The following is a 26,933-nucleotide window of genomic DNA, read 5'->3' as shown; positions in this document are numbered from 1 at the left end:
CTCAAGCCTTGCTGCCCATGCCGGGCACGCGGAATGTGTTCACCAACTCGGCCAGATGTTCCGCCTGTTCGCGCAAGCTCATGCCGGCCGCCGCGGTCTGTTCGACCAGGGCAGCGTTCTGCTGCGTCAGCTCGTCCATATGCGATACCGCCTCATTGATCTGCACCAGGCCACCGGTCTGCTCGGAGGAGGCCTGGCTGATGCGCGCCACCATTTCGGCCAGGCTACGGATCGAGTTGACGGTGTCCTGCATGGTGACGCCCGCGCCATTCACCAGCTTGGCACCCGCGCCCACCTGATCGACGCTGGTGGCGATCAGCTGCTTGATCTGCTTGGCGGCCTCGGCGCTGCGCTGCGCCAGCGCGCGCACCTCGGAGGCCACCACCGCGAAGCCGCGCCCTTGCTCGCCAGCGCGGGCCGCCTCGACGGCGGCGTTCAGGGCCAGGATATTGGTCTGGAAGGCGATGCTGTCGATCACCGCGATGATCTCCTCGATCTTCCGGCTGCTGGCCTCGATATCGCCCATGGTGCTGATGATTTGCGCCACCGCCTGGCCGCCGTTCAGTGCGACCTCGCAGGCACGTTGAGCCAGCCCACTGGCCTCGGCCGCCTGGCTGGCATTGCTGCGCACCGTCACGGTCAGCTCTTCCATTGAGCTGGCGGTTTGCTGCAGTGCCGAGGCCTGCTGCTCGGTGCGTTGCGAGAGGTCGTTGTTGCCCTGGGCCAGCTCTTGCGAGGCGTGGGCTACATGGTCGGCATTGCCACGCACCTCGCCAATCACGCCGCGCAGGCCGTCGCGCATTGCCAGCAACGACTGGTTGAGTTGGCCGATCTCGTCCCTGGAGCTGGCATCGACGTCGCCGCTCAGATCGCGGCGCGCAATCTGATCGGCCAATGCCATCGCGTGACCGAGCGGCACGACGATGCTGCGCGAGATGCCGCGTGCAAACAGCAGGATGATGGTCATCATCAGCGCCAGCAGGATCAGCACGATCCAGCTGCTCCATTGCAGCTCGTGCAGGCGCTGGCTCAGCAGCTTCTCCAACGCGTCCATGGCCTGCTCGCCACAGACGAACATCGCGTCTATGGTCTTGGTGTAGCTGGCGATGTAGTCGGGCGCCGGGTACTTGAGCTCGGTGGCGGCGACGAGCTCCTGGCGTGTCAGCTGCAAAGAGCCTTCCACCTGGCTGGCCAGGCTGCTGACCTGGCCGCCGAGCAGCTGCCGCAAGTCCGCGTTGACGGCAAAGCTCTTTTCGAAGGCCGCGACCATGCCGCTGTGCTGGTCCGAGGCCTGCTGAACCAGGCCGGTCAGCATGGTGCGGCCTTCCGGGCCGATCTGGGCCTCGGCCAGGAAGCCGGCACCGCGCGCACGCGCCTGCCCCATGGCCTCGGTGGCCAGTGGCAGCTTGACCAGGCTGGCGGTGATGAGGAAGTAGGTGGCGGCCTCGGGGTCCAGGATCAGCCCCGACTGGTCCACCAGCTGATCGAGCAGGGTGAAGTAGACCGCGATCAGCTGCGCATGCTTGCTGCTGCTTTGCGCCGCCTTCAGCGACTTGGCGTCGACCTCGCCGGACAGCGTCTGCCACTGCTGCTGGGCGTTCTGCCAAGTCTTGCGCATGGGCTCGGTCAACTCCAGCTGGGTCAGCATGTCGCCCAGCTTGGCGAATTGCTTCTGGACCTCGGCGTTCTTGGCCGCGCGCGCGTCCTGAACCTTGCTGTTACCGCCCAGTTGCGCGGCCGAGAGGCCACGGTGTTGCTGGGTCAGCTGGGTGAGTTTGACGAGCTGGCGTGCCGGCGCCAGGCCATCGAGCTCGCCCTGCGCGGCGGCGGCAAGGTCGCGTGCCTGTTTGATCTGGAAGGCCGAGGGGATGCTGAGTGCCAGCAGGACCAGCAGGCTCAACAGCAGGAGCTTGCGGCGGATGGTGAGTCGGTTCAGCAGGCTCATGGAGATTCTCCTTAGAGCGCGAAAAGGGCGGCAGCCATGCCACCCGAACGACTCAGCGCGTGCTCCCACCTGTGCTCTTGGGCAACAGGACCGCTGACTTGGCCATTGCTAGTCTACGCAGTCGGGCCGGGGCCGGCCAGCCCTTATTCGCGGCAGGGCGTCAGCCGCGCCGGCCGCTGCGATGAAAGTCTGGCTTGCGCGCCATCTGCGATTGCGCGGGTTCGGCAGGTTCGGGGAACCCGGCGCGATGATGCAGCTCGGTGGGTGGCGGCGGTACCGGCGGGCTGGGGGCCTTGAAGAGGTTCAGCACGATGGCAGGCAAGAGATCAAAGCGCACCGCACCGGCCAGGGCCAGCACCAGCACCAACAGGATCAGCAGGGATGAAACAAGGTCGGACATAGGGGGCCTCCAGGCTGTGCGCGTGGCACGATGGTGGCACCGCGGCGTCGGCCGCACAAGTGGCGCAGCTTGCGTGAGCGCAAGCCTTCAGCATGGGTTCAGCCCGCGCTTCCTAGAATGCAGCTTCCACCGGTTCGAAGGACCTTGCCATGCATGCTGCCATGCCCCTTGAGCTGCTGCCCGATGACGCGCCGCGGCCGCTGCCGCCGGCCATGCTGTTGGCCTTGCAAGCACGCTTTGGCGGCCGTTGCTCGGTGGCGCTGGCGCTGCGCGAGCAGCATGGCCGGGATGAGTCGCCCTTCGACGTGCCGCCGCCCGATGCGGTGGTGTTTGCCGAAACGAACGAGGAGGTGGCCTTGGTCGTGGCGCTGGCCCAGCAGCACCGCGTGCCGGTGATCCCCTATGGCGCCGGCACCTCGCTGGAAGGCCATCTGCTGGCGGTGCAGGGTGGGGTGAGCCTGGATGTGTCGCGCATGAACAAGATCCTGCGCGTGCATGCCGAGGACCTGACCGTGAGGTGCCAAGCCGGCGTGACGCGCAAGCAACTCAACGACGAGCTGCGTCACCAGGGCCTGTTCTTTCCCATCGACCCGGGCGCCGATGCCTCGCTGGGCGGCATGGCGGCCACGCGCGCCAGCGGTACGAATGCGGTGCGCTACGGCACCATGCGCGAGAACGTGCTGGGCCTGACGGTGGTGACGGCGCAGGGCGAGATCGTGCAGACCGGCACGCGTGCGCGCAAGAGCAGCGCCGGCTACGACCTGACCCGCCTGTATGTGGGCAGCGAGGGCACGCTGGGCGTGATCACCGAAGTGACGCTCAGGCTCTATCCGCTGCCCGAGGCGGTGTCGGCGGCGGTGTGCTTCTTTCCCAGCGTAGACGCGGCGGTGCAGACCACCATACAGATCATCCAGATGGGCGTGCCGATCGCACGCTGCGAGCTGCTGGACGCCAACACGGTGCGGGCGGTGAACCTGCACGACCACCTGGGCCTGCGCGAGGCCGCCATGCTCTTGATGGAATTCCATGGCTCGCCGGCCAGCGTGGCCGAGCAGGCCGCCACAGCGCAGGAGATTGCGCGCGAATTCGGTGGCGAAGACTTCGACTGGGCCACCACGCCCGAGGCGCGCAGCCGGCTCTGGGCCGCGCGCCACCATGCCTATCTCTCGGCCCTGCAGACGCGGCCGGGTTGCCGTTGCGTCACCACCGATACCTGCGTGCCGATCTCGCGTCTGGCAGAAAGCATCAATGCCTCGGTGCGGGAGGTGGAGGAGGCCGGCATGCCCTACTTCATCGTCGGCCATGTGGGCGACGGCAATTTCCATCTGGGCTATCTGATCGACCCGACCAAGCCCGATGAGCGCGAGACCGCAGAGCGCCTCAGCCACCAGATGGTGGCGCGCGCGCTGGCGCTGGAGGGCACCTGCACCGGCGAGCATGGCATCGGCCTGCACAAGCAGGGCTTTCTGGTCGAGGAGGCGGGCGAGGAGGCGGTGGCCTTGATGCGCACGCTCAAGCGCGCGCTGGATCCTCACAACATCATGAATCCAGGCAAGATCTTTCGCATCTAGTTCAACTCGGCAACGCCGTAGCTGGGCGTGTCGCTGCCACTGGCATAGCTGGCGGTGACGGTGTAGCGCTTGGTGGTGCCCGCCGCGCTGATCTGCACCGCATAGACCACGCTGGCGGCGGCCGAGGCGGTGACCTCCACCTTGGCGCTGGCGGCGTTGCTGGCGGCCAGCGTGGCGGTCGAGCCCGGGGCGGGCCGCGCGGCCTTCAGTTCCCAGGGCTGGAGCAGGTAGTCGATCTTGTTGCTGCTGCCGCTGGCCCAGTAGGGCTGGCGCACCTGGGCGTTGGCCAGACGGTACTGGGTGTTGCTGAGCGGGCCTTCCAGCTGGACCTTGCTCAGCACCAGCTCGCCGATGGTGAGCGTGGGGGCGCCGCTGGCGTCGTAGTCCACCAGGGCCACCGAGCTATCGGGGCCAAAGCTGTAGTCGCCCAGCTTGCCGGCGAAGGCCGTGGTGCTGAGCTTGAGGTGGGCGTTGGCGTAGCTGCTGGCCTTGCTGTCGACCTCGCTGAGGAAGTCGATGCGGTACTGGCCGCTCATGCTGATCGCTAGCGTGTCGACCGGTCCGGCCAGATTTGTGAAGCTCATCGCGATGAAGCTGCCGGCCGGGATCTTGGCGGCGCCTGCCGCGAAATTGGCCTCCACCGTGGCCGAGCCGGTGCAGGGGCCGGTGAACAGCTCCAGTTCCACGCAGGTGAATGCCTCGACGGCTTGCGGCTTGCTGAGCACGGCATGCGCGCGCGGCCTGGCCGCGGCCTTCGCGGCGGCTGTGGCGCTGGGGCTGCCAAGGTCGAACAAGGGGTTCTGGCCCAGCACCACGCTCTTGCTGACCGCGGCATTGGCGGCGCTCAGACTGCCTTCCACCGCCTTCTGCGCCTCGGAGCTGGCGGCGTAGAGGTTGTCGGTCGGGTTGCTGCCGCTGCTGTCGGAGGAGCCCCCGCCACCGCAGGCTGCCAGGCATGTGGCCCATAGCGCGGCCACGCCCAAGGCAGCCAGGCGGCCGGGCCGAGAGTTGATGAGCACGGACATGGGAACTCCCTGGGCAAGCATTAGCCTGCAAATTCTAGGAGCCGGCCCGCCTTGCGCACGCCGCAAGTGCGGCACCTAAGCCCCGCAATTCAAGGCTCAGTGCTCGGGGGCGGGCACGCTCCAACGCTGGGTGATGTCGCCCAGGGCGTTGGCGCTTTCCAGATGCACGGCAAAGCCCCACAGGCGCGCCACATGCTTGAGCACCTCCTGAGCGGTTTCGTGCAGCGGCCGGTTCATGTGCTGGGTGTGGCGCAGTGTCAGCGAACGGTCGCCGCGCAGATTGACGTTCCAGACCTGGATATTGGGTTCGCGGGTGGAGAGGTCGTACTGCTTGGAGAGTGCCTCGCGCACATGCTGGTAGCCAGACTCGTCATGGATGGCCGAGATCTCGTAATCCTTGAGCTTCTCGTCGTCGACGATGGAGAAGAGGCGGAACTCGCGCATCAGGTTCGGGCTGAGGTACTGGCCGATGAAGCTCTCGTCCTTGAAGTTGCGCATCGCATGGTGCAGGGTGGGCAGCCAGTCGCTGCCGGCGATGTCGGGGAACCAGCGGCGGTCCTCCTCGGTGGGTGCCTCGCAGATGCGCTTGATGTCGGTGTACATGGCAAAACCCAGCGCATAGGGGTTGAGGTTGGCCATGGGCGCTTGGGCAATCACATTGGTGTGCGACTTCAGCCACTCGATCATCATGCCGTCGCTCAAGTACCCGTCGTCATACATCTGGTTAAGCAGGCGGTGGTGCCAGAAGGTGGCCCAACCCTCGTTCATCACCTGGGTCTGGCGCTGCGGGTAGAAGTACTGGGCGATCTTGCGCACGATGCGCACCACTTCGCGCTGCCAGGGCTCCAGCAGGGGCGCGTTCTTCTCGATGAAGTAGAGGATGTTCTCCTGCGGCTCCTCGGGGAAGCGGCGCGCGCCCAGTGCCTCGGCCTCCTTGTCGGCGCGGCGCGGCAGGGTGCGCCAGAGGTCGTTGATCTGCTGTTGGGCGTAATGCTCGCGGTCCTTGAGCCGGGCGCGCTCCTCGGCCAGCGAGAGCTTGGCCGGGCGGCGATAGCGGTCCACGCCATGGTTCATCAGCGCGTGGCAGGAGTCCAGCAAGGCCTCCACCGCGTCCATGCCATGGCGCTCCTCGCATTCGGCCACGAAGTTCTTGGCATAGACCAGGTAGTCGATGATGGACGAGGCGTCCGTCCACATGCGGAACAGGTAGTTGCCTTTGAAAAAGCTGTTATGGCCGTAGCAGGCATGGGCGATCACCAGGGCCTGCATTGCCATGGTGTTCTCCTCCATCAGGTAGGCAATGCAGGGGTCGGAGTTGATGACGATCTCGTAGGCCAGGCCCATCTGGCCGCGCTTGTAGTTGCGCTCGGTGGCGATGAACTCCTTGCCATAGCTCCAATGTCGGTAGTTCACCGGCATGCCCACCGAGGCGTAGGCGTCCATCATCTGCTCGGCGGTGATGATTTCGAGCTGGTTTGGATAGGTGTCCAGGCCATAGCGCTCGGCGGTGGCACGGATCACGTCGTGGTACTCGTCGATCAGCTCGAAGGTCCAGTCGCTGGGACTAGGCAGGTGCTGGGCGGGGCGCTTGGCCAATGGTTTCATTTCACGCTGAGGCTGACTGCAACGGCGCCCGCCGTATTCGTGCCTATCGGCCGCACGGCCGATATTGCGGCGATTTTCTGCGTCGCTCATGTGCTTGCTCCTTCCTTCTTGAACAAGTCACGGAACACCGGGTAGATCTGCGCCACCTCCACCGCCTTGCGCATCGCGAAGGCGTAGCCCTCGTCAGCCAGCTTGCTGTATTCCTCCCAGAGGTTCTGCTCCTGCTCGGCCACCTGCACATAGGCGAAGTAGCGGCACAGGGGCAGGATCTTCTCGGCCAGCAACTCGCGGCAGCGGCCGCTGTCGTGGTGCCAGTTGTCGCCGTCGCTGGCCTGGGCGCCGTAGATATTCCATTCGGTGGGGGAATAGCGCTCGCGGATGATCTGCTCCATCAGCACCAGTGCCGAGGAGACCACCGTGCCGCCGGTTTCGGTGGCGTGGAAGAAGTTCTGCTCATCCACCTCCTGGGCCTGGGTGTGGTGGCGGATGAAGACCACGTCGATCTTCTCGTAGTGCCGCGTCAGGAAGAGGTAGAGCAGGATGAAGAAGCGCTTGGCCAGGTCCTTGCGCGATTCGTCCATCGAGCCCGACACATCCATCAGGCAGAACATCACCGCGCGGGTGGTCGGCACCGGCACCCGGACGCGGCTGCGAAAGCGCAGATCGATGGGGTCGAGAAAGGGAATCCTGGCGACGCGTTCCTTCAGCAGCGCGATGCGCGCCTCGGTCTCGGCGATCAGCGCCTTCACATCGGGCTTGCCGGCGTCCTCGCGCTTGAGCAGTTCCAGCCGCTCTTCCAGTTCATGCAGTTCGCGCCGCTTGCCCATGCCCAGGGCAATGCGCCTGGCGAGTGCGCCGCGCATCGAGCGCACCACATGCAGATTGGTGGGCGTGCCGTCGCTGGTATAGCCGGCGCGGTGGGTCTTGTACTCGGGCGTGTCGGCCAGGGTGGTGCGGGCCAGATTGGGCAGGGCCAGGTCCTCGAAGAAGACCTGCATGAATTCCTCCTTGCTGAGGTGGAAGACGAAATCGTCCTCGCCCTCGCCGGAGTCGCTCGCCTTGCCGCCACCCTGGCCCTGGCCGCCGCCCTTGGGCTTGGGCACGCGGTCGCCCTTCACATGCTCGGTATTGCCCGGCCGCACCACCTCGCGCACCCCGCCCTCGCCATGGCCGAACACCGGCTCGCTGAGGTCCTTCTTGGGGATATGCACATCCTCGCCGCGCTCCATGTCGCGGATGCCGCGCCCGTCCACGGCGCGGCGCACCGCCTCGCGGATCTGCTCCTTGTGGCGGCGCAGGAAGCGCTCGCGATTGCCTATCGATTTGTTCTTTCCCGAGAGCCGCCGATCGATGATCTGTTGCAGCATTTGTGCTCCTGGTTCAAGAACTCTTCCTTACGCGCAGGTACCACTCGCAGAGCAGGCGCACCTGCTTGGCCGTGTAGCCCTTGTCCACCATGCGCTGCACGAAGTTCTCATGCTTCTTGGCCTCGTCGGCACTGGCCTTGGCGTTGAAGCTGATCACCGGCAGCAACTCCTCGGTGTTGGAGAACATCTTCTTTTCGATCACCGTGCGCAGCTTTTCGTAGCTGGTCCAGGCCGGGTTCTTGCCGGCATTGTTGGCACGCGCGCGCAGCACGAAGTTGACGATCTCGTTGCGGAAGTCCTTGGGGTTGCTGATGCCCGCCGGTTTCTCGATCTTCTCCAACTCGGCGTTCAGGGCCGAGCGGTCGAACACCTCGCCGGTGTCGGTGTCGCGGTACTCCTGGTCCTGGATCCAGTAGTCGGCATAGGTGACGTAACGGTCGAAGATGTTCTGGCCGTATTCGCTATAGCTCTCCAGATACGCGGTCTGGATCTCCTTGCCTATGAACTCCGCATAGCGCGGTGCCAGATGCTCCTTGATGAAGCCGACATACTTGTCTTCCAGCTCCTTGGGGAACTGCTCGCGTTCGATCTGCTGCTCCAGCACATACATCAGGTGCACCGGGTTGGCCGCCACCTCGCTGGAATCAAAATTGAAGACCTTGGAGAGGATCTTGTAGGCAAAACGCGTGGAGATGCCGCTCATGCCTTCGTCGACGCCGGCGTAGTCGCGGTACTCCTGGTAGCTCTTGGCGCGCGGGTCGGTGTCCTTGAGGTTCTCGCCGTCGTAGATCTGCATCTTGGAGTACAGCGAGCTGTTCTCGGGCTCCTTGAGGCGCGTCAGGATGGCGAACTGGCTCATCATCTTGAGCGTGCCGGGGGCGCACTTGGCGTCGGCCAGCGATGAGCCGCGGATCAGCTTCTCGTAGATCTTCACCTCTTCGCTGACGCGTAGGCAGTAAGGCACCTTGACGATGTAGATGCGATCCAGGAAGGCCTCGTTGTTCTTGTTGTTGCGGAACGTCTTCCACTCACTCTCGTTGCTATGTGCCAGCACGATGCCGTCGAAGGGAATCGCGCCGAAGCCCTCAGTGCCCTTGAAATTGCCCTCCTGCGTGGCCGTCAGCAGCGGGTGCAGCACCTTGATGGGCGCCTTGAACATCTCCACGAACTCCAGCAGGCCCTGGTTCGCCAGGCACAGGCCACCGGAATAGCTGTAGGCATCGGGGTCGTCCTGCGCATAGGTCTCGAGCTTGCGGATATCGACCTTGCCGACCAGCGAGGAAATGTCCTGGTTGTTCTCGTCGCCCGGCTCGGTCTTGGCCACGCCGATCTGCTTGAGCACGCTGGGATAGCGCTTCACCACCTTGAAGCGGCGGATGTCGCCACCGAACTCGTCCAGGCGCTTCACCGCCCAGGGGCTGAGGATGCGGTTCAGGTAGCGGCGCGGGATGCCGTATTCCTTCTCCAGCAGCGGGCCGTCCTCGACGGCATCGAACAGGCCCAGCGGCGACTCGTTCACCGGCGAGCCGGCCAGCGCGTAGAAGGGCACGCGCTCCATCAATTGCTTGAGGCGTTCGGCGATCGAGCTCTTGCCGCCGCCCACCGGACCCAGCAGGTAGAGAATCTGCTTCTTCTCTTCCAGGCCTTGCGCGGCATGGCGGAAATAGCTCACCACCTGCTCGATCGCGTCTTCCATGCCGTAGAACTCGGCGAAGGCGGGGTAGAGCTTGATGGTCTTGTTGGCGAACAGGCGCGAGAGGCGCTGGTCATGGCGGGTGTCCACCGACTGCGGCTCACCGATGGCCTGCAGCATGCGCTCGGCGGCGCTGGCATAGGCGAGCGGATTGCGCTTGCACTCGGCGAGGTATTCCTCAAGCGTGAGTTCCTCGACGCGGGTGCGTTCGTAGCGTGCGGCAAAGCTGCTGATCACGTCCATGCTGACCTCCTGTGTACGTGGGAGGCGACGCCGGGTCCGGCAGCGGTTCCGGCGTCGTCTGGGAAGTTCTGGCGGCGTCCTGATGCAAGGCGCCTGCAGAGCTTTCCTGAGCTCAGCATGTCTGCAGCTTCGTACCGTGCTTATGCACCAATGCCCCGAAAAGGAGGGGAGTACCGGCACCACAATTTCGATCGCTTGGCACCATGCTACGCCCATCCGCAGCCATGTGTGCGGCGCGGGCTGTGATGCCCTTCACACTCTCTTCAGTGGTGCATGTCGAGCGCCCTTTGCGGGGCCACAAACGTGCATGAAAAGGTCTTGTTGACGCGGGGCCCGCTTACTGCGGATCGCGCAGCCGGTCGATCAGGCCGTTGAGTTCTTCGAGCGAACCGAACTGTATCGTCAGCTCGCCCTGTTCGCCCCGCTTGGTGCGCTTCTTCACCACGATCTCGACCTGTGCGGTAAGCAGATCGGAGAGTTCTTCCTCCAGCCGCAAGAGGTCGCGGCTCTTGTCGTTCTTGACGCGCAGCAAGGGCGTCTGGCGGCCCGCGCCCTGGCGCTGTACCAGCTTCTCGGCCTCGCGCACGCTGAGCTTCTTGGCGGCGATCTCGGTGGCACAGGTGATCTGGTGCGCACCGTCCAGGGCGAGCAGCGCACGTGCGTGGCCCATGTCCAAGTCGCCCGCCATCAGCATGTTCTGCACCGGCGCGGCGAGATTGAGCAGGCGCAAGAGATTGCTGGCGGCGCTGCGCGAGCGGCCCACCGCCTGGGCGGCCTGCTCGTGGGTAAGGCCGAACTCGTCGGTGAGGCGCTTGAGGCCCTGCGCTTCTTCGAGCGGGTTGAGGTCTTCGCGCTGGATGTTCTCGATCAGCGCCATCGCCGCGGCGGCCTCGTCGGGCACCGCTTTCACCAGCACCGGCACCTCGCGCAGACCCGCCAGCTTGGCGGCGCGGAAGCGCCGTTCACCGGCGATGATCTCGTAGCGCACCGCGCCATCCGGCGCGATCGGGCGCACCAGAATCGGTTGCATGATGCCCTGCGCCTTGATGCTTTCGGCCAGCTCGTAGAGCGAGCCTTCGTCCATGCGCGTGCGTGGCTGGTACTTGCCGGCCTGCATCTGCTCCAGCCTCAGCTGGCTGGGCTCACCCTCACCGGCGGGCGTGGCGGATTCGCTGACTTTGGGGCCGAGCAAGGCCTCCAGGCCCATGCCAAGGCCCTTGGGTTTTTTTGTCACCATAGCTTGCGATTGTCCCTTACTGCCGGAGTTCGGCCAGCAGGGCCTGGCCGGCGGGCCAGGCACCCAGACCGGAGGCGCTGTTGAGATGGCCCAGCGCGCCGGCGATCACCAGCTTGGCGCCCCAATCGGCGGCCATCTGTGCGCCGCGCTCGGGCGCACAAAAGGGGTCGTCGCTGCTCACCACCGCGATGGCGGGAAAGGGCAGGGCGCGGCGCCGGATCGGCCGCCAGTTGTGCAGCTGCGGCGGCATGTCTTCGCGTTCGGTGTCGGGCGGCGCCACCAGCAGCGCGCCGGCCACGCGCGCCGTGTGCCGGCTGTGCTCGGCCCAGCTCGCCACCAGTTGGCAACCCAGGCTGTGAGCCACCAGCAGGGCCGGCTGTTGCGGCAGGCGGGCGTCGCCCAGCAGCACCTCGTCCAGGCGTGCCATCCAGTCGCCACGGCGCGGCCAATCCCAGTCGGCCTGTGCTATGCGCCGGTGGCCCAGCTCGCGCTCCCAGCGGCTCTGCCAATGCTCGGGGTCCGAGTTCTGCCAGCCGGGCAAGAGGTAAACAGGGTGGTCCGACATGCTTTGTTTGGCTTTATGCTTTCAGTCCTTTTGTTTGGATTGTGCTGGAGAAGTCATGACGTACGCGGTGTTTGTGGATGGCCAGGAGGGCACGACGGGCCTGCGTATTCACGAGTACCTGGCCGCGCGCCAGGACATCGAGGTGCTGCGCATTGACGCCGACAAACGCAAGGACGCTGCCGAGCGCGCGCGCCTGCTGAACGCCGCCGACGTGGCGTTTCTGTGCCTGCCCGACGCAGCCTCGCGCGAGGCCGCGGCGATGATCACGAATCCCAACACCTGTTTGATCGACGCCAGCACCGCGCACCGCACCGTGCCGGGCTGGACCTTCGGCCTGCCCGAGCTGTGCCGGGGCCAGCGCGAGGCCATCCGCGCCGCCAAGCGCATCGCCAACCCGGGCTGCCATGCCAGCGCCTTCATCCTGGCGCTGCGCCCCCTGGTGGATGCCGGCCTGCTGGGCGCCGATGCCCTGGTCTCGGCCACCTCCATCACGGGTTATTCGGGCGGCGGCAAGAGCATGATTGCCCAGTATGAAGCGGGTGGCGATGCGAAGCTGCAGGCGCCGCGCCCCTATGCCCTGGGCCTGACGCACAAGCACTTGCCCGAGATGATGGCGCACACCGGCCTGCGCCATGCGCCGGTGTTCCAGCCCATCGTCGGCAATTTCTACAAGGGCCTGGCGGTGTCGGTGCCGCTGCACCTGAGCCAGCTGCGCGCCGGCAGCACGCCCGCGCAGGTGCGCGAGGCACTGGCCGCGCATTACGAGGGCGAGCGCTTCATCCGCGTGATGCCGCTGCGCGACCCGGCCACCTTGGAGGAAGGTTTCTTCGACGTGCAGGCCTGCAACGACACGAACCGCGTCGACATCTTCGTGTTCGGCAGCGAGACGCAGATCCTCGTGATGGCGCGCCTGGACAACCTCGGCAAGGGCGCCAGCGGTGCCGCGGTGCAGGCGATGAATGTGCACCTTGGCTTGGAAGAAAGCCTCGGACTTTGAGCGTGCAGCGTCAGTGGCGGCGCGACGAGGAGGTGCCGCAGGCGGCGCTGGACGCGGTGCGCGAAGGCGTGTTCCTGTACGGCCGCCAGCAGGCCCAGGGCAGCGATGCGCGCGACATCGCCTGCGCGCTCTACGAAGGGGATGCGCTGCTGGCCGGGGCCACCGGCCGCACCGAGTTTGGCAGGCTCTACGTCAACTACCTCTGGGTGGAGGCGGATAGGCGCGGCCAGGGCCTGGGCGGCGAGTGCCTGCGCCAGATCGAGGCCCAGGCGCTGCGGCGCGGCTGCGTGGATGCGTTGATCGAAACCCTCTCGGACGAGAGCGCGCAGATCTACGAGCACCTGGGCTATGCCTGCATCGCCCATGTGCACGACTATGTGCCGGGCTTCACCCGCCACATCCTGCTCAAGGTCTGGAAGCCGCGCGACTGACGAGGTTCAGTCGGCGGCGCGCGGGTCGTGGCTGCGGTAGTGGTAGCGATAGGCCCAGACAAAGCCCAGGCGGGCATAGAGGCGCTGCGCCACCGCGTTCTCGGCCCCGACCTGCAGATAGGCCTGGCGCGCGCCCTGTGAGGCCGCCTCCTGCAGCAGGGCCCGGCACAGCTGCTCGGCATGGCCCTGGCCGCGTTGCTCGGCCGGGGTGAAGATGTCGAACAGCCCGACCATTGCGTCCTCGCGCGCAAACTGGCCGCAGCAGAGCAGGGCGCCGTCGGCGCTGCGCTGCAGCATGAAGCCCTGGTAGGGAACGGCCGATGCCAGCAGGCGCTCGGCGTGGGCCGCGATCTCGCTGGCGCTGGAGCCGCGCAGCGCGCCCACGGTCTGCGCATAGCTTGCGGCATCCAGGGCCCTCAAGACCTGACCCTCGGGCAGACCCTTCCAGCCCGCATCCAGGAGATGCTCGCGCACCATCACATCGGCAGCATCGAACTCGAACCAGCCGCGCTCGGCCAGCAGCCGGTCCAGATCGGACGGCTGGCTGTAAGGCGTGATGCGCAGCACCAGGGGCAGGCCGGCCGCGTCGAAGCTGGCCTGGCAACGCGCCAGCAATTCGTCCAGGGGCAGGCTACCGGCCTGCAGGGCGTTGATGCAACGCGAGCGCTTGGCCTTGCCGGGGGAGAGGCGTATCAGCCAGCCATCCACCCAGGCCTCTTGCGGCGGCGCGCTGGCGTTCAGACCGGCCTGCTCGGCCCTGAGCGCCAGGTCATCAGCCAGCGGCGCTGCGTCCAACATCACATCGAGCCGATGCGCCGCACCATCTCGCGGGCAAAGTCCACAAAGGCCTGGGCGCCCTTGGAGCTGGGGTCGAACACCACGCCGGGCAGGCCATAGCTGGGCGCCTCGGCCAGGCGCACATTGCGCGGGATCACGGTGTCGAACACCTTGTCGCCGAAATGCGCCTTGAGCTGATCGCTGACCTGGTTCTGCAGGGTGATGCGCGGGTCGAACATGACGCGCAAGAGGCCGATGATCTGCAGGTCGGCGTTCAGATTGGCATGCACTTGCTTGATGGTGTTGACCAGATCCGACAGGCCTTCGAGCGCGAAGTACTCGCACTGCATCGGCACCACCACGCCGTGGGCGCAGCACAGGCCGTTGAGCGTCAGCATCGAGAGCGAGGGCGGGCAATCGATCAGGATGAAGTCGTAGTCGGCGCTGGCGGCGGCCAGCGCGGTCTTGAGGCGGCGCTCGCGCCGCTCCAGTTCCACCAGCTCGACCTCGGCACCTGCCAGCTCGCGGTTGGCGCCCAGCACGTCGTAGCCGGCCTTCTCGCTGTGCTGCTTGGCCTCGGCCACGCTGGCGGATTCCAGCAGCACGTCGTACACGCTCAACTCCAGCGCGCGCTTGTCTATGCCCGAGCCCATGGTGGCATTGCCCTGCGGGTCCAGGTCCACCACCAGCACGCGCTGGCCCACCTTGGCCAGGCCGGCGGCGAGGTTGACGGTGGTGGTGGTCTTGCCGACCCCGCCTTTTTGATTGGCAACGCAGAAGATCTTGGCCATGGTCTTATATTTTGTGCAGGCAGGATGGTAGCTGCGATCAGGCCTTGGGTTTGATCCAGATGAGACAGCGTTGTGCATCCAGGCCGGGCACCTGCAGTTGTTCCACGTGAAACACGTCCAGGTCGGTGGGGAGAGCGGCCAGTTCTTCCGCGGGGTGCTGGCCCTTCATGGCCAGCCAGATCGCCCCAGGCTTCAGGTGTGCCCGGGTGAGGGTGGTGAAGTCCAGCAGCGAGGCAAAGGCGCGCGAGGTGATCAGATCGAAGGCCGGTACCCTGAGCGCCTCGACCCGCGAATGCTCGCCATGCAGATTCGGTAGGCCCAGTTCGGCCGCCACCTGCTTGATGAAGCTGGCCTTCTTGGCCACGGCGTCCACGCAAGTCACGTCGATGGCGGGTTCGCAGATCGCCACCACCACCCCCGGCAGGCCGCCGCCGCTGCCCACGTCCATCAGGCGCAGAGGCTGGCCCTGGGCATGGCGGCGCAGCGCCGGCAGCAGGCTCAGGCTGTCCACCAGATGCTGGGTCAGCATGGCCTGGGGATCGCGCACGGCGGTGAGGTTGTAGACCTTGTTCCATTTCTGGATCAGGTCCAGATAGGCGAGCAGTTGCTCGAGTTGCTTGTCGCTGAGCGTCAGGCCCAGGGTCTGCGCGGCCGCCTGCAGGGGCGGGCGCAGCGATGCGATGTCTGCTGTCGTCATGCGGCGGCGTTGCTGTCGTCGTTGGTGGCTTGGGCTGAGGGGATGCTGTCAAAACCCTTGAAGCGGCCCTTCTTGAGGTGCACCAGCAGCAGCGAGATCGCGGCCGGGGTCACGCCCGAGATACGCGAGGCCTGGCCCAGGGTCTCGGGCAGGTGCTTGCTGAGCTTCTGCCGCACCTCGAAGGAGAGGGCGGCCACCTGGCTGTAGTCCAGCTCGGCGGGCAGGCGCAGGTTCTCGAAATGCGCGGCGCGCGCCACGTCCTCGACCTGCTTGTTGATGTAGCCGGCGTACTTGACGCTGGTCTCCAGCTGCTCGATCACCGCCGCAGCCAGGGTCTCGCCCAGCTCGGCGTTCAGGCTTGCGCGTGACACATCGGCCTCGGGGCGGGCAATGCGGCTCACCTCGCTCAGGGTGTCGAACACCACGCCGGGGCGGCGCAGCAGGTCGATCAAGGTGTACTCGCGTTCCAGCGCCTTGCCCACCAGCCGCTCGGCATCATCCGCCGGCAGGATGCCGGGATGCACCCAGGTCGACTTGAGCTTCTCTGTTTCACGTGAAACAGCATCGCGCTTGCGGTTGAACGCATCCCAACGCGCGTCATCCACCAGGCCCAGTTCTCGGCCGATCTCGGTCAGGCGCATATCGGCGTTGTCCTCGCGCAGCTGCAGGCGGAACTCGGCGCGGCTGGTGAACATGCGGTAGGGCTCGGTCACGCCCTTGGTGATGAGGTCGTCCACCAGCACGCCCAGATAGGCCTGGTCGCGCGCCGGCAGCCAGGGGCCGCGGCCCTGCACCTGCAGGGCGGCGTTCAGGCCGGCGACCAAGCCCTGGGCGGCGGCCTCCTCGTAGCCGGTCGTGCCATTGATCTGGCCGGCGAAGAACAGGCCCTGGATGGCGCGGGTCTCGAAGCTGCTCTTCAGCTCGCGCGGGTCGAAGTAGTCGTACTCGATGGCGTAGCCGGGGCGCAGGATATGCGCGTCTTCCAGGCCGGGGATGGAGCGCACGGCGGCCAGCTGGATGTCGAAGGGCAGGGAGGTGGAGATGCCGTTGGGGTAGAACTCGTGCGTCGTCAGCCCCTCGGGCTCCAGGAAGATCTGGTGGCTGTCCTTGTCGGCAAAGCGGTTCACCTTGTCTTCGATGCTGGGGCAGTAGCGCGGGCCCACGCCCTCGATCACGCCGGTGAACATGGGGCTGCGGTCGAAGCCCGAGCGGATGATCTCGTGCGTGCGCGCCGAGGTGTGCGTGATCCAGCAGGGCAGCTGGCGCGGGTGCTGGGCGGCGTTGCCCAGGAAGCTGAACACCGGCACCGGGTCCAGGTCGCCCGGCTGTTCCTGGCATTTTGAAAAGTCGATGCTGCGGCCGTCGATGCGCGGCGGCGTGCCGGTCTTCAGCCGCCCCTGCGGCAGCTTCAGCTCCTTGAGCCGCGCCGACAGCGAGACCGCCGGCGGATCGCCGGCGCGGCCGGCGCTGTAGTTCTGCATGCCGATATGGATCCGGCCATCGAGAAAAGTGCCGGCCGTCAGCACCACGGCACGGGCGCGGAACTGCAGGCCCGACTGGGTGACGGCGCCCACCACGCGCTCGCCCTCCACCATCAAATCGTCCACCGCTTGCTGGAACAGCCAGAGATTCGGCTGGTTCTCCAGGCGTGCGCGGATCGCGGCCTTGTAGAGCACGCGGTCGGCCTGGGCGCGCGTGGCGCGCACCGCCGGGCCCTTGGAGCCATTGAGGATGCGGAACTGGATGCCCGACTCGTCGGTGGCCGCGGCCATCGCGCCACCCAGGGCGTCGACTTCCTTGACCAGATGGCCCTTGCCGATGCCGCCGATCGAGGGGTTGCAGCTCATCTGGCCCAGGGTCTCGATATTGTGGGTCAGCAGCAAGGTGCTGACGCCCATGCGCGCGGCGGCCAGCGCGGCCTCGGTGCCGGCATGGCCGCCACCCACCACGATGACGTCGAATTCCTTGGGATAGAGCATGGGAGAAGAGGCCTCGATTCGGCGCCTTGGCAGGGATGTGCAAAGTGGCGCGGGCAAACCCTGGATTTTACGCAAGGGGCTGTGGATAAGTCACGGCCGCCGGCCATGTCCGCCCCGACAATATCGCGATGATGATTTGCCGAGACCATTGCGCTGCCTGCTGCATCGCGCCCTCCATCAGCTCGCCCATACCGGGCATGCCGGAGGGCAAGCCGGCCGGCATGCGCTGCGTGCAGCTCGACGAGCAGGACCGCTGCAAGATCTTCGGCCGCCCCGAGCGCCCCGCCGTGTGCGGCTCGCTGCAGCCCAGTGAGCTGATGTGTGGCGAATCGCGCGAACAGGCGCTGCGCTGGCTGGGTTGGATGGAGCGGGAAACCGCGCCGCCGCTGAGCTGCGGCGGCTAGGCCTGCACGCCGGCCACCGTGCGCAGATCCTGTGCCACCCGCCCGCCCTGCAGATTGATGACGCGCTGCGCCGCTGCGATGGTTTCCTGCCGGTGAGCGATCACTATCTTCGTGATCGAGAGCTGGCGTAGGCTGGCATTCACCTGGCGCTCGCGTTCGGCGTCCAGGGCGCTGGTCGCCTCGTCCAGGAACAGGAACTTCGGGCGCTTGTACAGGGCGCGCGCCAGCAGCACGCGCTGGCGTTGGCCGCCCGAGAGGCTGGAGCCCATGTCGCCGATCAGGGTCTGGTAGCCCATGGGCATGGCGGCAATGTCCTCGTGCACGCAGGCCAGGCCGGCGCATTCGGCCACCCAGGCAGGGTCGGCCTCGGGGTCGAAGAAGGAGATGTTGTCGGCCAGGCTGCCGGCGAAGAGCTGGTCGTCCTGCATCACCGTGCCGATCTGCTCGCGCCAATGCTGCAGGCCCAGCTGCGCCAGCGGTACGCCGCCCACCAGGATCTCGCCCCGCTGCGGCTGGTGTATGCCCAGCATCAGCTTCAGCAGGCTGGTCTTGCCGCAGCCCGAGGGGCCGACGATGGCCACCGATTCGCCGGCGGCGATTTCCAGGCTGCAGCCGCTGATGACCTCGGCCTCGCCCTCGGCATAGCGGAAATGCAGCTGCTTCAGCGTCAGGCCGGCGTCCGCGGGCAGGGGGCAGGGCGCGCTGCTGGCCAGCGCCTCGGCCGGGCTCAGCACGATGTCCGCCAGGCGCTCGCCCTGCAGGCGCAGCATGGTCAGCTGCACCGCCTTGTCGATCAGCGCGCTGACGCGCAGGCTGAACTGCTCCTTGTAGGCCAGGAAGGCGAACAACATGCCCACCGAGAGCTCGCGGTCCAGCACCAGCAGGGCACCCAGCCAGACGATGGCCACGCGCTCCAGGCCGAACAGCAGCTTGTTGCCCAGGCCCATCCAGAGGTCCAGCTTGCGCCCCACCAGGCTGGCATTCATCTGCTCCACCACCAGGTTGGCAAAGCGCGAGCCGCGGTCGGCCTGGGCATTGAAGAGCTTGATGGCCTGGGCGCCGCGCAGGCTCTCCAGAAAATGGCTGTTCTGGCGCGCCTCGTGCACCAGGGTTTCCTGCGCCGCCTCGCGCAGCGGCCGGAAGAAGGCCCAGCGCAGCAGCGCGTAGCCGGCCACCGCGGCAAGCGCGAGCGCGCTCAGGCGCAGGCTGTAGACGGCCATCATCGCCAGCGTGATCAGCACCATGGTGCCGTCCAGCAACGCCTCGATGAAGCTGCCGGTGAGGGTCTTCTGGATCTCCTGCACGCTCGCAAAGCGCGACCAGATATCGCCCATATGGCGCTTCTCGAACCAGGCCAGCGGCAGGCGCAGCAGATGCGCGAACACATTCGTCAGCCACTGCAGATTCAGCGAGGCCGAGAGGTAGAGCACCGCCCAGGAGCGCAGCGCACCGATGGCGCCTGAGAGCAGCACCAGCAGGCCGAAGCCCAGGCCCAGGGTGACGAGCAGATCGCGGTCGGCGCTGACGATCACCCCGTCCACCACCCATTGCAGCAAAAAGGGCGAGAGCAGGGCCAGCAGCTCCAGTGCCAGCGCCAGCACGAGGATCTGCGCCAGCGAGCGTCTAAGCCCGCTGATGCGGCCCAGCAGTGCGTGCCAGCGCGGCGCCGGCGCGGCGGCCTTGGGCGCAAAGTCCTGGCCGGGGCGCAGCTCCAGCGCCACGCCGGTGAAATGCTTGCCCAGCTCGGCCAGGCTCAGGCGGCGCTCGCCGCGCGCCGGATCAAGGATCAGCGCGCCGCCGGCGCCGACCTCGCTGAGCACCACGAAGTGATTGAAGTCCCAGTGCAGCACGCAGGGCAGATGCAGCTGCGCGAGCTGCTCGGGCTCGGCGCGCAGCGCGCGGCCGGTGAGGCCCAGCTGGCCGGCCATGCGCACCAGGGCGGCCATGGTCACGCCCTTCAGCGAGACCGCGAAGCGGCCGCGCAGCTCGGCCAGGCTCCAGCGCTGGCCATGCGCGCCGGCCACCATGGCCAGGCAGGCGAGGCCGCATTCGGCCGCCTCGCCCTGCAGCACCATGGGCGCGCGGCGATGACCCCAGCCGGGGCCCAGATTCAAGCGTTGCAGCATGGCTTTCTCAGACACGGCGTGCCAGGCTCAGCAGAGGTTCAAAGATCCACTCGATCAGGCGGCGCCTCTCCAGCAGCACATCGGCATCGAGCTGCATGCCCACCGCCAGCGCCTGTTCCTGCCCGTAGGCGGCCACGGTCTGCCGCTCCAGCTGCACGGTGATGCGGTAGAGCGGCTCGCTCGCCGGCCCCTGGCTGAGCGTGGCGGGCAGGGCCAGCCTGGCCAGCTCGCTGGCGCCCAGCGGCGTGCGCGAGACCTGCAAGACCTGACCCTTTTGCTGGCCGAAGCGCTGGTAGGGATAGGCCTGGTAGCGCAGCTGCACCGCCTGGCCCGGCCGCACAAAGCCCACCGCGCTGCTGGGCGCGTAGAGCTGGGCCAGCATGCGGGTCTGCGCGGGCAGCAGGCTGGCCAGCGCCGCGCCCGCCGCCACCGGCTCGCCGGGCTCGGCCTGCAAGGTGCTGACGATGCCATCGCTGGGCGCGCGCAGCACCAGCCGACGCTTGGCCTCGGTCTCCAGGCCCAGGGCCTTGAGGCTGGCGAGATCGCGGCTGATCTCGCCCTGCTGCACCTGCTGGCGCAGCGGTAGCTCGCGCTGCTGGGCTTGCAAGCTCAGCAACTCCCTGTGCAGGCCCTCGCGCTGGCGCGCCAGGGCCTGCTGCTGAGCTTGCAAACCCAGCAACTCCTCGCGTTTGGCCTGCACCTGGGCGCTGGACGCGAACTGCTCGCGCCCCAGCGCCTCCAGGCGGGCCTGTGCCTGTTCGGCCAGGGTCAGGCGCTCCTGCTGCAGCTTCGCCTCGGTGCTGATCTGCGCCAGCTCGCGCTGCAGGCCCGCCACGCGCAGCTCCAGCGCCTGTGCTTGCGCGCGTGCGAGCTGCTGCTGCTGGCCCGCGGCCTGACCCAGCGATTGCTCGCGCTCCGCCAGGCTTTGCGCGATGCCCTCGCCGCTCTGGCTGGCACTGTCCAGCGCCAGCACGAACAGCACCTCACCGGCCTTCACGCTCTGCCCCTCGCCAACCGGCCTGGCCAGCACCGTGGCGCCCTGCGGCGGCGCAATGCGCAGCACCCCGCGGTCGGGCACCAGATAGCCGCTCACGCGCGCCTTGCGGGTGTATTCGGCGGTGCAGAGAAAGACCGCCACCGTAAGCACCGCGAGCGTGGCCGCTGCGGTCAGCATGCTCAAGGGCAGTGGCCGTGCGAGCGAAATCGAGCCCTGTGCGGCAAGCCCTTGTGTTTGAACAGCCTCGGGCCTAAACACGGCGCAAGCGCATGACGGATGGAATCATTCGCGAACTACCAGCCATTCTTGGGCGACTCGACATATTCGCCCGCACCGCCACTGACGAGTTCCAGGGCCTGAAGGTCCAATTCTTCGACAGCGGGCAGCTGTGGCTTGGGGCTGCTGATCTGGCGCTCTTGCTTGGCGGCTTGGCTCTGCTCGTAGGTATTCGTGATTTCGCGTTGCATGATCTACTCCTGAACTGGTTGAGGTGCAACCATTGCGTGCACGGAGTAGATTCGAGCAGGCGCACGCGCCGCTGGGCACTGTCAGGTCTTACAGTGTGGACAAGAAGTATCGGCCGCGACTAACGCAGCAGACCCAATCGCAGCGCTTTCAGCACGGCCAAATGCTTGTTGGTGCAAGCCAGTTTGTGCATCGCGTTGTTGATGTGAAGGACCGCGGTGCGCTCTGAAATACTCAGGATGCTGCCGACTTCCCAGGCGGTCTTGCCCTCCATGGTCCAGTGCAGGCATTCAACCTCGCGCGGCGTGAGATGCGGCGCTTCCATTTGCGCCGGTTCGGGCAGCAGCACGCGCATGGCCGAGTCGACTGCATGCACAGCAAACAATTGCAAATCAGCGACCAGCCGGGTCAACTCGGTGGCGTTTGAGGTCAGGTCTTGGTCGCGGTCGACACCCAAGATGAAATGCCGCCCTTCGGGCAGGTGTAGCGCCAGGCAAATACCGGTTCTGTAGCCGTATGGCGCCTGTGTTTCCCAGAGGTCTCCTGCGCCTGACCCCGTGTACGTCGCCTGGTCCCAGACAATTGGCACGCTGTTGCGTTTGCAATGCTGCATCACTGGGTCTATCCGCGCGATGCTGAGGTCGTTGATCACCTCGGTGAAGCTGGGAGGGCAGTTGTCAACAGAGACGAACTGGGTATCGCCAATGGTGTGATCAACAACCGCGGTGGCCGATACGCGATCGAAACCGAGTTGCTTGGCAAAGCGCACAACCTCCCCGCGGAACTCGTCCCGGGTTCGTGCTTCCAGCACCGATTGGTACACACCCTGCAGCATCGCACCTTTCACATTCGCAAAGCTCAATGACGGGGCACAGAGCAGCCCTCGCGTGCATCGCCCTGACAAGGTTTACAGCTATCTGCGCGTCGTGCAAGTTCCGAAACTGCTGGAACAGGGCACTCAGACCTTTTCTTTTCCTAATCAGCAAAGCAGATGACGCCAGCTTGGATTGTGTACGCATGGCCGCGGATATTGTGCGAAGCAGAGCGCGCACCTTGTCTGCAGTTCGCTCATTTGAGCACCCGGGTGTTGGTCGCGGGCGACGCGGCGCGGCCCTCCACCGGGCAGACCCTTTGGTTTGGCGAGTCGGGCCATGGGGCCGCCGGGGTGGCCTGGGATTGGGTGCGCCTGCCCTATGGCGTGGTGGCGATGGCCGATCCGATGGCGCTGATCACCAATCTGCAGCTGATCAACACGGCCGGCGAGGTGCTGGCGCCGATGGAATCGGTGCGCCAGCTCAACGAGATCGTGCACGCGCTGCCCTGGCAAAGCGAGGTGCAGCGCGCGCTGGGGCTCCATTGACCGCTATCGAGAAACAGCGTTGCGCATTGAATGCGCCACATAGGACAGGCAAGCCACCGTCAGCGCCACGCCCACCAGCATCGGCGGCAGCAGCTTGGCCAGATCCAGGGTCTCGCCCTTCAGCACCAGCATCATCTGGGTGTTCTGCGCCAGGCCCGGCACCCAGTAGTACCAGGCCGCCTCGCCGCCGGGGTTGAGCAGGCTCACCATCGGCGCCAGGCCCACCAGGGTGATGATGATGGTGCTGCTGGCCTGCGCCTCCTTGAAGGTCTTGGAGCGGATCGCAATCGCCATCAGCGCCGCACCCAGGCCGGCGGCCAGCGGCAGCTGCAGCAGCAAAAAGCTCGTCACCTCATGCCAGCCGAACTGGAACATGGCTTGCAGGCTGTCGCTCTTGATGAGCTGCTGCGCCGGGATGAAGCTCAGGTTGGCCAGCAGGGCCACGGCCATGCCCAGCAGCGCCACCGCGCCCCATTTGCCCAGCACCAGGGCCATGTGCGGCGCCGGGTTCATCAGCAGGGGCTCGAGCGAGCCACGCTCGCGCTCGCCGGCGGTGCTGTCCAGCGCCGCGGTGAGCGCGCCATAGAGCACCGCCATGATGATGAACATCGGGATGATGCCGGTGAGCCTGGCGGCGCGGGCCTGGGTGCTGGCCAGGTCGCGCTCCTCCACCGTCACCGGCTGCAGCAGCTCGGCCGGGATGCCGCGCAGCGCCAGCTGGGCGCGCGTGCGCTCGCGGCCAAAGCCCTGCAGCAGGCGCGTGAGCGTGCCCACCCCGGCGCTGGCGCGCTGGTTGGCGCTGTCGGTCACCAGGGTCAGCGTGGGCTGGTCGCCGGCGGCGAGTTCCTGCTCGAAGTCCTTGCCCACCAGCAGCACCGGGTCCAGCAGGGTGCTGGCACGCAGCCGGGCCTCGTAGTCGGCGGGCGCTGACTTGATGGTGTAGGTCTGGCGCTCCAGGAAGTTGCGCAGCGTCGGTGCATGTTCGATGCCCACCACCTGGATCTGGCGCAGCTCGGCGCGCTCCTCCAGCGAGGCGATCAGGCCCGAGAGCGCCAGCAGCAGCAGCGGCCCCATCAGCACCGAGGGGATCAGCAGGCGCAGGAGCGTGCGGCGGTCGCGCAGCGCGTCCACCACTTCCTTGAAAAACACCACCTTGAGGGGGCGCGTGAAAGCTTGTGTGCTGCTCATGCCTGAGCCTCCTGGCTGTGATCGGGTTGAAAGGCCAGCCTGACGAAGGCGTCCTCGAAACGGCTCTCACCGGCCTGGGCCAGCAGTTCGGGCACCGTGCCCTGGGCCACCGAGCGCCCATGCGCCACCACCACCACGTGGTCGCAGAGCTGTTCCACCTCCTGCATGATGTGGCTGGAGAAGACGATGCATTTGCTGCCGCCGGCGGGCGAGCGCAGATGGCGCAGCGCCTCGCGCAGCGCGCGGGTGGCGAGCACGTCGAGGCCGTTGGTGGGCTCGTCCAGCACGATGTTGGCGGGGTCGTGCACCAGCGCACGCGCCAGCGCCGTCTTCATGCGCTCGCCCTGGCTATAGCCCTCGCTGCGGCGGTCGAGGATGTGGCGCATGTCCAGCAGCTCGGCCAGCGCCTCGGCGCGCGCGTTGGCTGCGTCGGCCTCCATGCCCTGCAGCTGGCCGAAGTAGACGATGTTCTCGCGCGCCGACAGGCGCGGGTAGAGCCCATGCGCGTCGCCCAGGATGCCCATGCGGGCCAGCGCCTCGCGCGGCTGGCGCTGCACGTCGATGCCGTCCACGCCGATCTCGCCATGGTCGGGCGCGAACAGGCCGCCCAGCATGCGCAGGGTGGTGGTCTTGCCTGCGCCGTTCGGGCCTAACAGGCCGGTGATGCGTCCGTCGGGTGCGTCCAGGTCGACCCGGCGCACCGCATGCACGATCTGCTTGGGGGCGCGCTTGAACACCGAGCCGCCGGGCCGGGTGACGAATTGCTTGCTGAGTTGGCTGATCTTGATCATGGCTTGCTCGCCTCCGTGCCGGCGGCCGAACTGGCTGCCTGCACCGGCAGGAAGGGGGTGGGGCGGGGGATGCGGGTGGCGCAGCTGGCATCGACCTTGAGCGCCTCGGCATCCGCCTTGGCGTCGATGAAGCGGGTCAGCACCTCGCCCATGCAGCCTATGCCCATCACGCCGTGGCCGGCCTCGGGCACCACCACATGCAGGGCCTGCGCGCCCAGCGCCTTGGCCACGCGCTCGCCATGGCGCGGCGGCGTGGCCGGGTCGGCGCCGCCGCTGAGCAGCAGCACCGGGGTCTGGGCCGGCGGCAGGCTGTAGAAGGCCGCCGGCACCTCGCCGCGCGGCCAATGCTTGCACACCTGGCCGTAGAGCTCGGCGTCGCTGCGGCCGAAGTCGCTGCCGGGCGGGTCGCTGCTCTGCGCCAGGCGCGGCATGTCCTCGGCGCAGACCACCGAGAAATGCATGCCCATGGCCAGGCGCGCGCTCTTGCCGCTGATCGCCCCGGCCAGGCCGGCAATGCCCTCGAAGCGGCCCTGGTGCGCCGCATGGATGGCCGCGGGCAGGGCGGCCGCCTGGCTGGGCACATAGAGCGGCATGCGCACCGCGCGCAGCAGCATCTCGCGCGTCAGCGTCAGGCGCTCGGGTTCGCCGCTGAGCGGGTGCTGCAGGCTGATGCTGCGCGGCAGGCCTTGCAGCAGGCCGGCCCATTCGGCGCGCAGCGCCGGATAGCGCGCCTGGCAGGCGGCGTCGCCCTCGCAGCTCTTGAACACCGCGTCCAGCGCCGCCTGGCCATCGGTGGAGAAGCTGGCCGGCAGCACCATATCGGGCGGGGCCACGCCGTCGATCACGCTGCGGCGCACCTGCTGCGGGAACTGGCGCAGGTATTCCAGCGCGGCGCGCGTGCCGTAGGAGGCGCCCAGCAGATTCCATTGCGCGGTGCCCAGCGCGGCGCGCACCGCGTCGAAATCCTGCATCGCGATGGCGGTGGTGTACTGGCGCAGATCGCCCTGCGGCAGCTTCTGCAGGTCAGCGCGGCATTGCTCCAGGCGCTGCTGCATGGCCCGGCCGTCGAGCGCCTCGGCGGTGGGCAGCTTGCTGTCGTCCGCGCATTGCAGCGGGGCCGAGCGGCCGGTGCCGCGCTGGTCGATGAAGACCAGGTCGCGGCGGTTGTTGAGCCGCGCCAGGCGCGGCAGCACCAGGGGCGCCACCTGGATGGCGCTCTGGCCCGGGCCGCCGGCCAGCAGCAGCACCGGGTCGGGCAGCTTGTTGCGCGCCATCGCCGGTACCACCAGATAGTGGATGTCGATTTGCGTGCCCTGGGGCTTGGCGGGGTCCAGCGGGCGCGCCAGCTTGCCGCACTGCAGCTCGGTGGGCACGCCCTCGATGCGGCAGGGCGCGGTGCCGGCGGCAGCGGCCTGGGCCGCCGTGCCCAGCGCCGCGATCAGCAGCAGCGCCAGCGCCTCTCTGTTGGGAAACATATCCGTCCTCCTTGGTGGGGCGGATTATGTTCAGCGCGGCCGGGCGCCGCCTCGGTCATGTCCCGAATGGCAATGGGCGCCGATGAGCTGCCCGATTCAGCCGGCGGCTGGCGGCTAGGCGGAGGGTCCCCCACGCAGGCCGAACATGCCCCAGCCCTCCATCGTCATCACCGCCTCGCCATGCTGGTTGAAGACCTCCCAGCCCGAGCGCACCAGGCCGATCTGGGGTCGGGTCTTGCTCTGGCGCGCTTCCAGCACCGTCATGCGCACCCTGAGCGTGTCGCCCGGCCGCACCGGCTTGAGCCAGCGCAGCGCGTCGATGCCCGGCGAGCCCTGGCTGGTGGAGTCCAGCAGATAGGCGTCGCACATCATGCGCATGGTCATGGCGCAGGTATGCCAACCGCTGGCCGAGAGCCCCGCCAGCACCGAGGCCTCGGCGGCGGCCTCGTCCAGATGCAGGGGCTGGGGGTCGTAGGCGGCGGCAAAGCGCAGCAGCTCATCGCGCTCCACCACGCGCTGGCCGAATTCAAAGACGCGGCCGGGGTGGAAGTCCTCGAAGGCGTAGGTGGGTGCGGTGCTCGTCATGGGCAGGCTTCTATCACAGGGAGGGTGTCGGCCGCTGTCACTTGGGTGCCGCGGGGCGTTGCTGGCGGCGCCGTCCAGGGCAGTGGTTGTTGACGCTGAGGCTGGCGTGCGATGGTTGACGTTGGAGCGGCGCGGCGGCGGGTCTCGACCCGTCGCGCACCAAGAAACGGTCATTCAATGCTTGGCTTGCGAGACAGTTGAATGCTGCTCACGGTAGTT

General features: G+C 67.1%; 25 protein-coding genes. 5 read left to right on the top strand and 20 right to left on the bottom strand.

Annotation, left to right across the window (positions count from 1 at the left end; genetic code table 11):
* Nucleotide 1: 1 nt before the first annotated feature.
* Together WG898_RS21695 and WG898_RS21690 are read right to left on the bottom strand one after the other, a co-directional pair.
* Nucleotides 2–1,945 carry a methyl-accepting chemotaxis protein gene (locus WG898_RS21695; protein WP_339604864.1) on the bottom strand — a complete coding sequence of 648 codons (1,944 nt, stop codon included), beginning with the start codon at nucleotides 1,943–1,945 and terminating at the stop codon, nucleotides 2–4.
* 160 nt (nucleotides 1,946–2,105) lie between these two features.
* A complete protein-coding gene (locus WG898_RS21690; RefSeq protein WP_339604863.1) occupies nucleotides 2,106–2,345 on the bottom strand; it encodes a hypothetical protein in 240 nt (79 codons plus the stop codon).
* Nucleotides 2,346–2,494: 149 nt separating this feature from the next.
* On the opposite strand from WG898_RS21690, the gene WG898_RS21685 reads away from it, so the two are divergent.
* On the top strand, nucleotides 2,495–3,916 hold the full coding sequence (locus tag WG898_RS21685) for an FAD-binding oxidoreductase (RefSeq protein WP_339604862.1): 1,422 nt from the start codon (nucleotides 2,495–2,497) through the stop codon (nucleotides 3,914–3,916).
* On the opposite strand, the gene WG898_RS21680 is transcribed toward WG898_RS21685, so the two are convergent.
* From WG898_RS21680 to WG898_RS21655, 6 genes are all read right to left on the bottom strand, one after another.
* Nucleotides 3,913–4,941, bottom strand: coding sequence for a hypothetical protein (locus tag WG898_RS21680; RefSeq protein WP_339604861.1), 1,029 nt, complete (start codon nucleotides 4,939–4,941; stop codon nucleotides 3,913–3,915). The two genes, WG898_RS21685 and WG898_RS21680, sit on opposite strands and share 4 nt — an antisense overlap.
* A gap of 96 nt (nucleotides 4,942–5,037) precedes the next feature.
* Entirely contained in the window at nucleotides 5,038–6,546 is a 1,509-nt protein-coding gene (locus WG898_RS21675) for a SpoVR family protein (RefSeq protein ID WP_339604902.1), read from the bottom strand.
* Between the two features lie 86 nt (nucleotides 6,547–6,632).
* Nucleotides 6,633–7,913 (bottom strand): YeaH/YhbH family protein, encoded by a 1,281-nt coding sequence (locus WG898_RS21670; protein ID WP_339604860.1) that lies wholly within the window; start codon nucleotides 7,911–7,913, stop codon nucleotides 6,633–6,635.
* 13 nt (nucleotides 7,914–7,926) lie between these two features.
* The gene (locus WG898_RS21665) at nucleotides 7,927–9,849 is read right to left on the bottom strand and encodes a PrkA family serine protein kinase (RefSeq protein WP_339604859.1); all 1,923 of its coding nucleotides are present in this window, start codon (nucleotides 9,847–9,849) and stop codon (nucleotides 7,927–7,929) included.
* A gap of 337 nt (nucleotides 9,850–10,186) precedes the next feature.
* Complete coding sequence (locus WG898_RS21660) at nucleotides 10,187–11,086, bottom strand: ParB/RepB/Spo0J family partition protein (RefSeq protein ID WP_339604858.1); 900 nt, start codon at nucleotides 11,084–11,086, stop codon at nucleotides 10,187–10,189.
* A 16-nt stretch (nucleotides 11,087–11,102) separates the two neighbouring features.
* Nucleotides 11,103–11,651: an RBBP9/YdeN family alpha/beta hydrolase gene (locus WG898_RS21655; protein ID WP_339604857.1), complete on the bottom strand. Its 549-nt coding sequence runs from the start codon at nucleotides 11,649–11,651 to the stop codon at nucleotides 11,103–11,105.
* A gap of 55 nt (nucleotides 11,652–11,706) precedes the next feature.
* On the opposite strand from WG898_RS21655, the gene argC reads away from it, so the two are divergent.
* Together argC and WG898_RS21645 are read left to right on the top strand one after the other, a co-directional pair.
* On the top strand, nucleotides 11,707–12,648 hold the full coding sequence (gene argC, locus WG898_RS21650; RefSeq protein WP_339604856.1) for an N-acetyl-gamma-glutamyl-phosphate reductase: 942 nt from the start codon (nucleotides 11,707–11,709) through the stop codon (nucleotides 12,646–12,648).
* Nucleotides 12,649–12,650: 2 nt separating this feature from the next.
* Entirely contained in the window at nucleotides 12,651–13,079 is a 429-nt protein-coding gene (locus WG898_RS21645) for a GNAT family N-acetyltransferase (RefSeq protein ID WP_339604901.1), read from the top strand.
* A 6-nt stretch (nucleotides 13,080–13,085) separates the two neighbouring features.
* Here WG898_RS21645 and WG898_RS21640 read toward each other — a convergent pair whose 3' ends face one another.
* Genes WG898_RS21640 through mnmG form a run of 4 tightly spaced genes read right to left on the bottom strand, consistent with a single transcriptional unit; the run spans nucleotide 13,086 to nucleotide 17,323 of the window.
* On the bottom strand, nucleotides 13,086–13,877 hold the full coding sequence (locus WG898_RS21640; protein WP_339604900.1) for a GNAT family N-acetyltransferase: 792 nt from the start codon (nucleotides 13,875–13,877) through the stop codon (nucleotides 13,086–13,088).
* Nucleotides 13,877–14,647 carry a ParA family protein gene (locus WG898_RS21635; protein WP_339604855.1) on the bottom strand — a complete coding sequence of 257 codons (771 nt, stop codon included), beginning with the start codon at nucleotides 14,645–14,647 and terminating at the stop codon, nucleotides 13,877–13,879. The genes WG898_RS21640 and WG898_RS21635 overlap by 1 nt, the downstream gene beginning before the upstream one ends.
* 37 nt (nucleotides 14,648–14,684) lie before the next feature.
* On the bottom strand, nucleotides 14,685–15,344 hold the full coding sequence (gene rsmG, locus WG898_RS21630) for a 16S rRNA (guanine(527)-N(7))-methyltransferase RsmG (RefSeq protein ID WP_339604854.1): 660 nt from the start codon (nucleotides 15,342–15,344) through the stop codon (nucleotides 14,685–14,687).
* The gene (gene mnmG, locus WG898_RS21625) at nucleotides 15,341–17,323 is read right to left on the bottom strand and encodes a tRNA uridine-5-carboxymethylaminomethyl(34) synthesis enzyme MnmG (protein ID WP_339604853.1); all 1,983 of its coding nucleotides are present in this window, start codon (nucleotides 17,321–17,323) and stop codon (nucleotides 15,341–15,343) included. The genes rsmG and mnmG overlap by 4 nt, the downstream gene beginning before the upstream one ends.
* Nucleotides 17,324–17,454: 131 nt before the next feature.
* Between mnmG and WG898_RS21620 the strand changes: the two genes are divergently transcribed.
* Nucleotides 17,455–17,727: a YkgJ family cysteine cluster protein gene (locus WG898_RS21620; RefSeq protein WP_339604899.1), complete on the top strand. Its 273-nt coding sequence runs from the start codon at nucleotides 17,455–17,457 to the stop codon at nucleotides 17,725–17,727.
* Here WG898_RS21620 and WG898_RS21615 read toward each other — a convergent pair.
* The 4 genes from WG898_RS21615 to WG898_RS21600 all read right to left on the bottom strand — a co-directional run bounded on the left by WG898_RS21615 (nucleotide 17,724) and on the right by WG898_RS21600 (nucleotide 22,150).
* Nucleotides 17,724–19,853, bottom strand: coding sequence for a peptidase domain-containing ABC transporter (locus WG898_RS21615; RefSeq protein WP_339604852.1), 2,130 nt, complete (start codon nucleotides 19,851–19,853; stop codon nucleotides 17,724–17,726). The genes WG898_RS21620 and WG898_RS21615 overlap by 4 nt on opposite strands.
* A 7-nt stretch (nucleotides 19,854–19,860) precedes the next feature.
* The gene (locus tag WG898_RS21610; RefSeq protein ID WP_339604851.1) at nucleotides 19,861–21,027 is read right to left on the bottom strand and encodes an HlyD family secretion protein; all 1,167 of its coding nucleotides are present in this window, start codon (nucleotides 21,025–21,027) and stop codon (nucleotides 19,861–19,863) included.
* Nucleotides 21,028–21,143: 116 nt separating this feature from the next.
* Nucleotides 21,144–21,317, bottom strand: coding sequence for a hypothetical protein (locus WG898_RS21605; protein ID WP_339604850.1), 174 nt, complete (start codon nucleotides 21,315–21,317; stop codon nucleotides 21,144–21,146).
* A gap of 119 nt (nucleotides 21,318–21,436) precedes the next feature.
* Nucleotides 21,437–22,150: an autoinducer binding domain-containing protein gene (locus WG898_RS21600; RefSeq protein WP_339604849.1), complete on the bottom strand. Its 714-nt coding sequence runs from the start codon at nucleotides 22,148–22,150 to the stop codon at nucleotides 21,437–21,439.
* A gap of 237 nt (nucleotides 22,151–22,387) precedes the next feature.
* Here WG898_RS21600 and WG898_RS21595 point away from each other — a divergent pair, with 237 nt between their 5' ends.
* Nucleotides 22,388–22,675: a DUF4902 domain-containing protein gene (locus tag WG898_RS21595; RefSeq protein WP_339604848.1), complete on the top strand. Its 288-nt coding sequence runs from the start codon at nucleotides 22,388–22,390 to the stop codon at nucleotides 22,673–22,675.
* A gap of 3 nt (nucleotides 22,676–22,678) precedes the next feature.
* Here the strand turns inward: WG898_RS21595 and WG898_RS21590 are convergent, their stop codons facing one another.
* The 4 genes from WG898_RS21590 to WG898_RS21575 form a co-directional block, all read right to left on the bottom strand.
* The gene (locus WG898_RS21590; RefSeq protein WP_339604847.1) at nucleotides 22,679–23,863 is read right to left on the bottom strand and encodes an ABC transporter permease; all 1,185 of its coding nucleotides are present in this window, start codon (nucleotides 23,861–23,863) and stop codon (nucleotides 22,679–22,681) included.
* Nucleotides 23,860–24,654 (bottom strand): ABC transporter ATP-binding protein, encoded by a 795-nt coding sequence (locus WG898_RS21585; protein WP_339604846.1) that lies wholly within the window; start codon nucleotides 24,652–24,654, stop codon nucleotides 23,860–23,862. The genes WG898_RS21590 and WG898_RS21585 overlap by 4 nt, the downstream gene beginning before the upstream one ends.
* Entirely contained in the window at nucleotides 24,651–26,129 is a 1,479-nt protein-coding gene (locus WG898_RS21580; protein ID WP_339604845.1) for an alpha/beta hydrolase, read from the bottom strand. The genes WG898_RS21585 and WG898_RS21580 overlap by 4 nt, the downstream gene beginning before the upstream one ends.
* Before the next feature lie 114 nt (nucleotides 26,130–26,243).
* Entirely contained in the window at nucleotides 26,244–26,714 is a 471-nt protein-coding gene (locus WG898_RS21575) for a MaoC family dehydratase (RefSeq protein ID WP_339604844.1), read from the bottom strand.
* Between the last annotated feature and the right edge of the window lie 219 nt (nucleotides 26,715–26,933).

The organism is Paucibacter soli (assembly GCF_037482845.1).
In the GTDB taxonomy this organism is placed as follows: domain Bacteria; phylum Pseudomonadota; class Gammaproteobacteria; order Burkholderiales; family Burkholderiaceae_C; genus Paucibacter_B; species Paucibacter_B soli.
The sequence above is the reverse complement of the archived record's forward strand: the minus strand, read 5'-3'. Positions and strand labels throughout refer to the sequence as shown.